Source organism: Flavobacterium sp. XN-5 (assembly GCF_008033395.2).
Lineage (GTDB): Bacteria > Bacteroidota > Bacteroidia > Flavobacteriales > Flavobacteriaceae > Flavobacterium > Flavobacterium hiemivividum.
In genome coordinates this window covers 224,935-237,378 of the sequence record NZ_VOGZ02000003.1, presented here as the reverse complement: position 1 = coordinate 237,378, position 12,444 = coordinate 224,935, and the positions used below count along the sequence as shown (strand labels likewise).

Sequence of the window (12,444 nt, the reverse complement as noted above, 5' to 3'; positions counted from 1 at the left end):
AAACTGATTACTCCAGCTCTAAATACTGAACACTTATTTATTATCTCATTCCTGGCATACCTCCAGGCATTCCGCCTTTCATTCCACCCATCATTTTCATCAGGTTTTTTCCGCCCGGTCCTTGCATCATTTTCATCATTTTGCTCATTTGCTCAAACTGCTTCATCAATTGATTGACTTGCTCGATTTTTGTCCCTGAACCTTTTGATATTCTCGCTTTTCTCTTCACATCTATTAGTGAAGGTTTGCTTCTTTCCGCTGGAGTCATAGAATGAATTATAGCCTCAATATGCTTGAACGCATCGTCTTCTATCTCCACATCTTTCATGGCTTTTGAAGCACCTGGTATCATTCCTACCAAGTCTTTCATATTACCCATTTTCTTCACTTGTTGAATCTGAGTAAGGAAATCATCAAAACCGAATTCGTTTTTGGCAATTTTCTTCTGAATTTTTCTAGCTTCTTCTTCGTCAAACTGCTCTTGTGCTCTTTCTACCAAAGACACAACATCTCCCATTCCGAGGATACGTTCTGCCATACGAATAGGATAGAAGACATCAATCGCTTCCATTTTCTCCCCCGTACCTACAAACTTAATTGGCTTATTAACTACAGATTTTATCGAAAGTGCCGCTCCTCCACGAGTATCACCATCTAATTTGGTTAAGATAACTCCGTCGAAATTTAATATATCATTGAATGCTTTTGCTGTGTTTACGGCATCTTGTCCAGTCATTGCATCTACAACAAACAAAGTCTCTTGCGGCTGAATAGCTTTATGAACTCGGGATATTTCATCCATCATCTCAGTATCAACTGCTAGACGTCCGGCAGTATCCACGATAACAACATCAAAACCTTTCGCCTTTGCATGTTTAATTGCATTTTGGGCAATTTCAACTGGATTTTTATTCTCTGGCTCTGAATAAACCTCAACACCTATAGAATCTCCAACAACGTATAATTGCTGAATCGCTGCTGGACGGTAAATATCACAAGCAACCAAAAGCGGTTTTTTGTTCTTTTTGTTCAAAAGATAATTTGCTAGTTTTCCAGAAAAGGTAGTCTTACCTGAACCTTGTAAACCGGACATCAATATAACCGTAGGATTTCCAGAAAGATTGACTCCCGCAACATCACCACCCATTAATTCTGTCAGTTCATCTTTTACCAACTTTACTAAAAGTTGTCCCGGTTGAAGCGTAGTTAAAACATCTTGTCCCAGTGCTTTTTCTTTGACCTTAGTGGTAAAATCTTTGGCGATTTTAAAGTTCACATCGGCATCAAGTAAGGCGCGACGAACTTCTTTTAAAGTTTCGGCTACGTTTACTTCGGTGATTTTTCCGTGCCCTTTTAATATATGAAAGGCTTTATCTAGTTTATCGCTTAAATTATCGAACATGATTTTTTCTTTTATTGAAGTGCAAATATAAACTAAGTTAGATTATTAGGCAATTAGATTATTATATAATTGGCAGGCATTTTTGACACAAATTACACAAATTGACACTAATTTCAGTGATGTTAAAAAACTAATTTTACCAATTTTTATAATTATTCGGAAATCTATGCAATTTTAAATTATCCAAATTCGTGATTTTCGGCTAATAGGCGGCTAATTTTAAATCTTTTTAAAACTTAATCGTTTATAATGAGATTATTGGAAGCTTATTAATCCTATTCTTTTAACCAAAAAAAACGACCTCAAATTGAGGTCGTTTTTACTATAATTTTCGAGAAATATTACATTCTCTCTGGCACATTAATCCCTAACAAGCTAAAAGAAGATGCTATCACATCAGCTACTTTTTTGGATAATTGCACTCTGAATATTTTCTTTTGTAAATCTTCTTCCCCTAAAATAGGAACTGCTTGATAGAACGAATTGTACTCACGTACTAAATCATAAGTAAAGTTAGCAAGCAATGCTGGACTATGATGTTGTGCTGCATTTTGAATCACTTCTGGAAACAACTCTAGTTGTTTTACCAATTCTTTTTCTTTTGCATGAAGTTCCACCATTCCTGATTTATTCGAAAAGTCAAAATTCGATTTTCTAATAATAGATTGAATTCTCGCATAGGTATATTGAATAAACGGCCCTGTATTCCCAGCAAAATCAACTGATTCCTCTGGATTAAACAAGATGCGTTTTTTAGGATCTACCTTAAGTATGTAATATTTCAATGCACCTAAACCTATCGTATTGTATAATTTGGCTTTTTCTTCATCAGAATACGTATCTAATTTTCCTAAATACTCGGCGATTTTTTGAGCCGTATCTGTCATTTCTTGCATCAAATCATCTGCATCCACAACTGTTCCTTCACGACTTTTCATTTTCCCAGAAGGTAAATCTACCATTCCGTATGATAAATGATATAGATTTTTAGACCAGTCAAAGCCTAATTTTTTCAATATTAGAAACAATACTTTAAAATGGTAATCTTGTTCGTTACCCACAGTATAAACCATTCCGCCTACATCTGGAAAATCTTTCACACGTTGAATCGCAGTACCAATATCCTGTGTCATATAAACCGCAGTTCCATCTGAACGCAATACGATTTTTCGATCTAGTCCTTCATCAGTCAAGTCAATCCAAACAGAGCCATCAGAATCTTTTTCGAAAATCCCTTTTTCTAGACCAATATTTACAACATCTTTCCCTAACAAATAGGTATTACTTTCATAATAATAAGTATCGAAATCTACTCCAAGATTTTTGTAGCTAATAGCAAAACCGTTGTAAACCCATTGGTTCATTTTTTTCCAAAGCGCAATTACCTCTTCATCTCCAGCCTCCCATTTCAACAACATTTCTTGGGCTTCTAGAATGATTGGCGCTTGCTTTTTAGCTTCTTCTTCGGTTTTTCCATCGCTCATTAGTTGAGCAATTTCAACTTTATAAGCTTTATCGAAAGCAACATAATAGTTACCCACTAATTTATCTCCTTTTAAACCGGTTGATTCTGGAGTCTCTCCGTTTCCAAATTTCTGCCATGCCAGCATCGATTTACAAATATGAATTCCCCTATCGTTTATGATTTGGGTTTTGTATACTTTTTTACCCGAAGCCTTAATAATTTCAGCTACAGAATAGCCCAATAAATTATTACGAACGTGACCTAAATGCAAAGGTTTATTAGTGTTTGGCGAAGAGTATTCTACCATTACCGCTTTCTCTTCTGGATTCGGAGTTACGAAACCATATTTAACTTCATTCTTTATTCCATCAAAGAAATTCAAATAATATTCGTCGGAAATTACAATATTCAAAAAACCAGAAACCACATTAAATCGGCTCACTTCGGCTAGATTTTCCACTAAATAGTTTCCAATTTTATTCCCCAATTCAACAGGATTACTTTTGATCACTTTTAATAATGGAAAAATTACCATAGTAATATCTCCTTCAAATTCCTTCCGCGTAGTTTGAAATTCCACTTTGTCAATAGCAATATTAAATAAGGCTTGGACCGCTTTTTCAATTGAAGGGGTAAGGATTTGTGATAATGTCATTTTGAGTGTTTATTTTAAGCTTGCAAATATAGTTATAATGTGACAATTTGTAAATTGGAATGCAAGATAATTTCCTATTTAAAAATAAGAACCTTCCTCTTAAAAACTCAAAATGTTACGTTTTTTTATAAAAACTGTAACATTTTGAAAACTTGATAGTCTATTAAGCACCCCCCTTAATTTTTCTATTTTAATTCATGTATAAAACAGTACTATGTATTGCATATATTAAAATAAATACTATACCTTTACATCATCAATCAAATTTTTAATCAAAAATCATCAATCATGAAAATCAAATTAATCTTAGCATGCCTATTCGGGACCTTAGTTTCGATGCAAGCACAAACTTCAGTCAAAACACCTCTTCTAGAAAACCCTGGAAGTATTACCGGAAAAGTAGTCGATAAAAACAGTAACGAAACCCTTCCCTATGTCAATGTTATTGTAAAAGAAGGCGACAAATTTGTTACTGGCGGAATCACCTCTGAAAAAGGAATTTTTTATATCAAAAACCTAGACTTAAAAAATTACACTGTCGAAATACAATTTATGGGATACAAGACCATTTCAACAGCGGTCACATTATCTACTGACAAAAAGAACGCAGATTTGGGGACATTTGCACTAAAAGAAGATGCTATCGAACTTAAAGGTGTTGATGTCGTTAGTGAGAAATCGACAATTGAACAGAAAATCGATAGAAAAATCATCAACGTTGGCAAAGATTTAATTTCGGCAGGAGCCACGGCGAGTGAAATAATGAATAACATTCCCTCAGTAAGTGTTGATCCTCAAACCAACGCTATAAGTTTACGTGGAAATTCTAACGTTCGTGTGCTAATTGATGGAAAACCATCAAACATTGACGCTTCCCAGTTATTGCAGCAAATTCCATCTTCCTCTATCAAGCAAATCGAATTAATCACAAATCCGTCAGCAAAGTACAATCCAGAAGGAATGAGTGGTATCATCAATATCGTATTGAACAAAAACAGCAAAATAGGCCTTAACGGAAGTATCAACAACGGAGTTACCTTTGGAAAAACACCTAAAATCAATTCAGCATTCGACTTAAATTACCGAAATGGAAAATTTAATTTTTATGGAAATTATGGATTAAAGCACGGTAAAAACAATAATTATGGTTTTATAAAAAGCGAACAAGAAAACAAACAAAACACGCAACTGTTTCAATTTAATAATCTTACCACCTCGCATTTAGCTAAAGTTGGAGTAGATTACTACATCAATGACAACAATACGCTGTCTTTTTACACCAATCAAAGCTTCTTTAACGGAAAAGGATATGGAAGTACTGATGTGGACTATGTAAGCAATGCTTCTACTGACTTGTTGCAGCTTTTCACCAGTGATAGTAAGAATCATTCTCAAACCTACAATTTCGATTATAAAATTAAATTCAAAAAAGAAGGTCATAGCCTTGAATTAGAAGCGAATTACAATGAAAATGACGATCCCGAAAACGCAAGTTATACCAACTTAAACAGAGACAATAAATCGCTAATCAACTCCTTTACAAATGATGTAGCTACTCTTGGTAAAAACACTATCATCAATCTTGATTATGTAAATCCGTTGACTGAAACTACCAAGTTAGAGTTAGGATTAGAGGCACGAGATGAGACTACAGCTAATAATTTATTTAGAGATAATGCATACAGTTCTGATTTTACTTATGACCGAACAATCTACTCGGCTTACGCAACTCTTGGTAAACAATGGAAAAAATGGAGTTTTCAAGCGGGAGCCCGTCTAGAACAATACAATGTTGAAGCACTATTCAAACAAGCATCTTCCACAGACGGACAATTTAAAGATGACATTTTAAGTATTTATCCCTCAACATTTTTAAATTATAATCCAAGTGAAAATAACTCCTTTAACCTTAGCTTTTCAAGAAGAGTAGACAGGCCAAGTATTGGCCAAGTAAATCCTATTAGAGAATGGAGCACCGCTACTATAGATTCAGAAGGAAATCCAAATCTTATTCCGCAATTCACCAACTCATTTGAATTGAATTATACTAGAAAAACAAAAATAGGTTCTATCACTTCGGGTATTTTTTACCGAAGAATTGAAGATGAAATCACAAGAGTGATTTTTACCAATCCTGAAAATCCAAACAAACAAGTTTTATCCTTTGCTAATTTTGAAAATAACAATGCTTACGGCCTTGAAATATCGAGTAATTTAGACTTTGAGAAATGGTGGAGCGCTAATATTAGCCTAGATGCTTATCAGAAAAAAGTTAAAGGAACGGTAGAAACAGCACCTAGCACTTATGAATTTATCGAAGTAAATGCCACCACTTTCAACGCCAGAATCAACAATACCTTCAAAGCTACTAAAGATTTACGTTTTCAATTATTTGGTATGTACCAAGGAAGGGACCAAAGCCTTCAATTTGACAGAGCTACTATGTGGAAAATGGATATAGGCAGCAGCTACAATATTTTAAAAGGTAGCGGAACAATCAGCGCACGTTTCAGTGATATTTTCAACTCGATGAATTTTGCTTTTGCCGGAGACAGACCCTACAAATCAAACGGGCAGTTCAACTGGGAAAGTCAATCTGTTTATTTAGGATTCAATTATAAATTTGGAAGCGGAAAAAACAAAGCCATCCAAAGAAAAGAAAGAGATAAGAACGAAACCCAAAGTGGCGGTGGACTTTTATAAGAATTAGTTTTAAATTTTGTTACCAAATAAAAACCCGGAGTATGCCAACTCCGGGTTTTTTGATATAAATAAAAATAGTAGTTTCTAAAAGATTTTTACCACTTAATAATAGCGCTTCCCCAAGTAAAACCACTTCCAAAAGCGGCTAAAACAACAGTATCACCACTTTTAATCTTACCTTTTTCCCAAGCCTCAGTCAAAGCAATTGGAATAGAAGCGGCTGTAGTATTTCCGTATTTTTGAATATTATTATAAACTTGGTCATCATTCAGTCCAAATTTCTTTTGTATGAATTGTGAAATCCTAAGATTTGCTTGATGCGGAATCAACATGTCTATATTAGAAACGGATAAATTATTGGCTTCAAGCCCTTCATTAATTACCTCAGCAAAGCGAACGACTGCATTTTTAAATACAAATTGCCCATTCATATGAGGAAAGTAACTTTCATCATTAGGATCATTATCTGCAATAATATCACTTACCCATCTTGCTCCCATACCTGGTGCAATAAGCGCTAGTTCTTCAGCGTGCTGTCCTTCTGAATGTAGGTGCGTAGAAAGAATTCCTTTTGTCAAGTCTTCTTCTCTGCTTAAAACAGCAGCTCCAGCTCCATCGCCAAAAATCACCGATACACCGCGTCCACGAGTGGTCATATCTAATCCAGTTGAATGTACTTCGGAACCAATTACCAAAACGTTTTTATACATTCCGGTTTTAATATATTGATCAGCAACAGACAAGGCATAAATAAATCCTGAACACTGATTTCTAACATCTAATGCACCTACAGTTCTCAAACCTAAATCACGCTGCACTAAAACTCCTGGACCAGGAAAATAATAATCTGGACTTAATGTTGCAAAAACAACAAAATCAATATCTTCTTTAGCAACACCAGAGCGCTCGATTGCAATTTCGGCAGCTTTAACTCCCATTGAAGTTGTTGTGTCTTCTCCTCTTATAATATGTCTCCTTTCTTGAATTCCAGTTCGCTCTTGAATCCACTCGTCGTTAGTATCAATGAGTTTTGACAAATCATCGTTAGTAACCACATTTGAAGGAACATAATATCCTAATCCAGCTATTTTTGAATGGTACATATATTACTATTTTATTAAAAATAAGAAAGCAAATTTAAACATAGTTTAACTTCTAATTCACAAATAAATGATTTTTTATCTAATTATCATTTTAATAATTACTTTTAATTTTCCAAACCTAAAGAATATCTAAATCCTAAAACATTAAAAAAAAATATTTTTTGAGCCATGTAACTATTTTGATTTACTTTAGTCTAATTATAATTCAAATCAATTTACAAAAACTAAAACCAAATTAACTATGAAAATAAATGGGTATATAATTTTATTTTTATGCTTCGGACTTAATGCTTTTGCGCAAGAAAACCTGAGCTATCAAAAACCCTCCAAGTCAATTCTTGACTTAGTAGACTACGAGAGAGCACCCTCTGTAAGCATGGATACAAAAAAGGAGTACATGTTGTTAACCTACAGAAACACCTATAAATCTTTAGACGATTTAAATCAAGATGAAATGCGATTAGGTGGTTTAAGGATCAACCCAGTAACTAACATTTCAAGTACGGTTACCTACACTAACAACATCAAGCTTCGCAAAATCAAAGATAAAAATGAAATTCAAGTTAGTGGATTGCCTGCTAACCCACAAATTTCTAATATCTCTTGGTCCCCTAATGAGAAGAAAATTGCTTTTTCAAACACCACAAATTCTGGCGTTGCGCTATGGGTTATTGATATCGCTTCCGCGAAAGCGACTCAGCTAACAGAAGATAATGTTAATGCCAATCTTGGAAATCCATTTAGCTGGTATAGCGACAACGAAAATATTTTAGTGAAAATGCTCCCAAAAAACAGAGCCGCTTTATTAAACGATAAGAAAGATCTACCTACAGGTCCGATTGTTTCAAATGCAAGTGGATCGATTTCTCAAAACAGAACCTATCAGGATTTATTAAAAAACAAAACTGACGAAGCTAATTTTGAGAATATCGTAACTGCTGAATTGTACAAAGTAAACCTCAACAGAACTAAAACTTTATTCAAATCGGCGGATATGTATGCTGGGGAGAATTTTTCTCCTGACGGAAATTACCTAATGATAAGCACTATTCAAAAACCATTTTCATACATCGTACCTTTAAATCGTTTTCCTTCTAAAACGGTTGTTTATGACAAAGATGGAAAAGAAGTTAAAGTGGTTAACGAAGTTCCTTTATTCGAAATCATGCCAAAAGGTTTTATGGCTACCCGCACCGGTAAAAGAAGTATGAACTGGAGAAACGACGAAGCTGCGACATTGTACTATGTGGAAGCATTGGATGGAGGAAATCCAGAAAACAAAGTAGACTATAGAGACGAAGTATCTCAATGGAAAGCTCCTTTCGATAAAAATCCATCCCTTATCCTAAAAACAAAACAACGTTATGGCGGTATTATTTGGGGGAATGAAAACACAGCAATCGCATTCGATCAATGGTACGACACTCGTAATACTAAAACCTATTTATTCAACCCGTCAGACGCTACACAAACTCCAAAAGTAATTAGCGATAGAAACTCTCAAGACATCTACTCTGATCCAGGGAATTTTGAAACGATTAAAAATGCCTACGGAAAACAAGTGCTAGCAATGGAGAACAACAATCTTTATTTGTTAGGAAATGGCTTCACTAAAAGTGGACAGTTTCCATTTATAGATGAGTTAAACCTTAAAAGCTTAAAAACGAATAGGCTTTATACTTCAACATTTAAAGATAAAAAAGAAGATTTACTTTCTATTGAGGATTATAAAAAAGGAGAAGTTCTAGTTCGCATACAATCGAAAAATGAGTATCCTAATTATTACTTTAGAAACATCAAGAAAAAAGGACAATTAACTCCAATCACCACTTTTAAAAGTCCTTTTGAAAGTATTAAAAATGTTCACAAAGAAGTAATTAAATACAAAAGAAAAGACGGTGTTGAATTATCGGGAACTTTATACTTGCCTGCCGGTTATGACAAAGTAAAAAAAGAAAAATTACCGTTATTGATTTGGGCTTACCCTGCAGAGTTCAAAGACCGAAATTCAGCTGGACAAAGTGATCAAAACCCAAATGAGTTTACTTTTCCTTCTTATGGTTCATTCGTATATTGGGTAACTAAAGGATATGTAGTTTTAGATGATGCTGCTTTCCCAATTATTGGTGAAGGAACTACTGAGCCAAACGATAATTTTATTACACAATTAGTAGATAATGCTGAGGCTGCAATTAATGCTGTAGATGCTTTAGGATATATCAATAGAAAAAAAGTAGCCGTGGGAGGACATTCATATGGAGCGTTTATGACAGCTAACTTATTGACACATTCTGATCTTTTTGCCTGTGGTATCGCTAGAAGTGGCGCATATAACAGAACATTAACTCCTTTTGGTTTCCAGTCAGAACAACGTAATTACTGGGAAGCACCTGAAGTTTACAATGCGATGTCTCCATTCATGAATGCTAAGAAAATGAAGACTCCAATGTTATTAGTACATGGTGAAGCCGATAATAATCCGGGAACTTTCACCTTACAAACAGAGCGTTATTTCCAAGCGTTGAAAGGTTTAGGAGCACCGGCAAGAATGGTAATCTTACCTAAGGAATCACATGGTTATGCCGCCAAAGAAAATATCTTACACCTATTATGGGAACAAGATCAATTCTTAGAAAAGCATTTAAAAAACTAACTAAAAAAAACAAAGTCCCGAAATTTAAAACTTCGGGACTTTGCTTTTTAGGAAATCATTAAACTTACCTCTTGATTCAATTCTAAAGGAACATCGTGCTCAAAGAAAATCACTTTTCTATCAAAAACAGCTTTAATTAAATAATGACTTCCTTTAAAATAAGATTGTTTCACGATGGCTAATAACATTCCGTTGTCTACTACTTTTAATTGATGCGGATATAATAAAATAATTTGGTCTTCGTCATCGTCTTCCATCGAAATTAGATTTGATAATTTCAACTCATTTACTTCTCCAAAGAGTGAGGCCACATATTTATTGATAGGATTCCTATACAAATCATTTGAAGCGGCTTTATCCACCAACTGGCCTTGTTGAAGCACAATTGTCTCATCAGCAAACGAAAGCGCATCCGTGCTATCGTGTGTCGCAACAAGACAAGTAACCCCATTTGATTTTAGATAGGCGAACAAATTTCGGCGAAGCGCATTTTTCCTAAAATTATCAATATGACTAAACGGCTCATCGAGCAATAAAATTTCAGGCTCTAATGCTAGCACACGAGCCAAAGCTACACGCTGCTGCTGACCTCCGCTTAAGTATTTTGCTTTCACGTTTGCAAATTCAGTCATCTCAACGATTTCTAGTAATTCGTTTATTCGTGCGATTTTCCGCTCCGGAAAAGTATTCGAAAGAAACTTACCTACATTTTCAGCAACTGTAGTATAAGGCATCAAGTCAAAATCCTGAGATAAATACTTTATAAAAGGCATTCCTGGCACTAAATTGAATTTTGGCCCTAAAACCGCTGTTTCATTCCAGAAAATCTGCCCTTGTTGCAAATCATATAAGCCATAAATCAGTTTCAACAGCGTGCTTTTCCCGCAGCCACTTTCTCCAATTATGGCAATATTCTGGCCTTTTTCAATTGTGAAATTTATATTTTGAATAACGGTTTTCTCTGTATAACCGAATGTGATGTTTTTAACTTGAAGCATTTTATATGGACTGAAATTTTGAGACTGCAAAGATAGATTTCTTTGTCAAAAAGATTTTAATGAAAGTAAAATTTATGAAAAAAAGAAAGCCGTTTCGTTGTTAAAACGAAACGGCTTTCAATATATTTAAAACAATTTTGTTTTAGTTTCCTGATTCTTTTTTAGCATCTTCACGCATTTTATCATTTGCAGTAATAGCAAACTCAACACGACGGTTTTGAGTTCTTCCTTCAGCAGTTGCATTAGTAGCAATTGGGTCAGCAATACCTAAACCAGTAACATTAAATCTAGCAGAAGCTACCCCTCTACTTACTAAGTAATTTTTAACTGAAGCTGCTCTTTCTTTAGAAAGCTTTAAGTTATAAGCAGCAGCACCTGTGCTATCTGTATATCCAAAAATAGTAATATCAGTATCAGGATATTCTGCAAATACTGGAACTAATTTATCTAAGTTCGCTTTTGCAGTAGCAGTCAACGATGATTTATTAGTATCAAAACGTACTGCATTTTCATTCAATACTAATTGAATACCTTCACCTACTCTTTTTACTTCAGCTCCAGGAATTGCTTCATCAATTTGTCTGGCTTGTTTGTCCATTTTATTACCGATCACTCCACCGGCAACACCACCAACAACACCACCAAGAACAGCACCCATAGCTCCCTTACCGCCTTTCCCAACATTATTTCCTAAGATACCTCCGATTATTGCACCACTAGCTGCTCCAATTCCAGCACCTCTTTGTGTATTATTTGTATTTTTTAACGCTTCACAACTTGTAAATAACGTTCCCATTGCCATTATTAAACCTAATGTTAGTATAGAAATCTTTTTCATAATTCTTGTTTTTTAAAATTTATTTAGTTTTAGTTTACTTTTTGAAATTGGTAAACTACACTGATGCTTTTACCTCCAACATTTCCTTTATCTACTAATTGAAACGATGTTTCTGTTTGATTTTCAACAGCTAAAACATAACCTTCTCTTACTTTTTTTGCTTTAATATCAGCATCTAAGACTTTCAAAACAAACTCTCCACTTTTATTTACAAACCAAGTAATTGGTGAACTAAATGGTGCACAATCACTTTTTGTTAAAGCCATTGTTCCCTTGTTATTATTAGAAACTAATTTCCAATTACTTCCAACAAAACATTGCGAATCTGCGATTTCAAAAGAGTTCACTTTAATATATTCTGATCCAGGATAAGAAACAGAGCTAATTACCCAGTTCCCTTTCATTGCCACCTGAGACCCTTTATTTAATTTTGTGTCCGTAGCAGAAGTCGATTTACACGAAAATAACACTAAGGTTATTGCTGTTAAAAATAATATTTTTTTCATTTTGTTTTGGTTTTACAATTAAACTCCTACAAAGATACAATCCATTTCAGGAGTTTTAGTTGCAACATTTATGAAATTTGTTTCAAAATTAACAGTTACGACAATTTGTCACTATGGATAG

The 12,444-nt window shown here is 34.4% G+C and carries 8 protein-coding genes; 2 read left to right on the top strand and 6 right to left on the bottom strand.

Going from position 1 to position 12,444, the window contains the following annotated elements; genetic code table 11:
• Positions 1–40: 40 nt before the first annotated feature.
• Both ffh and argS read right to left on the bottom strand, forming a co-directional pair.
• The gene (ffh, locus tag FQU23_RS08265; protein WP_147673446.1) at positions 41–1,402 is read right to left on the bottom strand and encodes a signal recognition particle protein; all 1,362 of its coding nucleotides are present in this window, start codon (positions 1,400–1,402) and stop codon (positions 41–43) included.
• Between the two features lie 341 nt (positions 1,403–1,743).
• Positions 1,744–3,522 (bottom strand): arginine--tRNA ligase, encoded by a 1,779-nt coding sequence (gene argS, locus FQU23_RS08260; protein ID WP_147673445.1) that lies wholly within the window; start codon positions 3,520–3,522, stop codon positions 1,744–1,746.
• A gap of 288 nt (positions 3,523–3,810) precedes the next feature.
• Here argS and FQU23_RS08255 point away from each other — a divergent pair, with 288 nt between their 5' ends.
• Complete coding sequence (locus FQU23_RS08255) at positions 3,811–6,225, top strand: outer membrane beta-barrel family protein (RefSeq protein ID WP_147673444.1); 2,415 nt, start codon at positions 3,811–3,813, stop codon at positions 6,223–6,225.
• Between the two features lie 95 nt (positions 6,226–6,320).
• Here the strand turns inward: FQU23_RS08255 and FQU23_RS08250 are convergent, their stop codons facing one another.
• Positions 6,321–7,328 (bottom strand): 3-oxoacyl-ACP synthase III family protein, encoded by a 1,008-nt coding sequence (locus FQU23_RS08250; protein WP_147673443.1) that lies wholly within the window; start codon positions 7,326–7,328, stop codon positions 6,321–6,323.
• A 241-nt stretch (positions 7,329–7,569) separates the two neighbouring features.
• Between FQU23_RS08250 and FQU23_RS08245 the strand changes: the two genes are divergently transcribed.
• Positions 7,570–9,981, top strand: coding sequence for a prolyl oligopeptidase family serine peptidase (locus tag FQU23_RS08245; RefSeq protein ID WP_147673442.1), 2,412 nt, complete (start codon positions 7,570–7,572; stop codon positions 9,979–9,981).
• 47 nt (positions 9,982–10,028) lie between these two features.
• On the opposite strand, the gene FQU23_RS08240 is transcribed toward FQU23_RS08245, so the two are convergent.
• From FQU23_RS08240 to FQU23_RS08230, 3 genes are all read right to left on the bottom strand, one after another.
• The gene (locus tag FQU23_RS08240) at positions 10,029–10,979 is read right to left on the bottom strand and encodes an ABC transporter ATP-binding protein (protein WP_147673441.1); all 951 of its coding nucleotides are present in this window, start codon (positions 10,977–10,979) and stop codon (positions 10,029–10,031) included.
• Positions 10,980–11,121: 142 nt separating this feature from the next.
• Positions 11,122–11,817 carry an OmpA family protein gene (locus FQU23_RS08235; RefSeq protein WP_147673440.1) on the bottom strand — a complete coding sequence of 232 codons (696 nt, stop codon included), beginning with the start codon at positions 11,815–11,817 and terminating at the stop codon, positions 11,122–11,124.
• Between the two features lie 29 nt (positions 11,818–11,846).
• Positions 11,847–12,323 (bottom strand): lipocalin family protein, encoded by a 477-nt coding sequence (locus tag FQU23_RS08230; RefSeq protein WP_147673439.1) that lies wholly within the window; start codon positions 12,321–12,323, stop codon positions 11,847–11,849.
• Between the last annotated feature and the right edge of the window lie 121 nt (positions 12,324–12,444).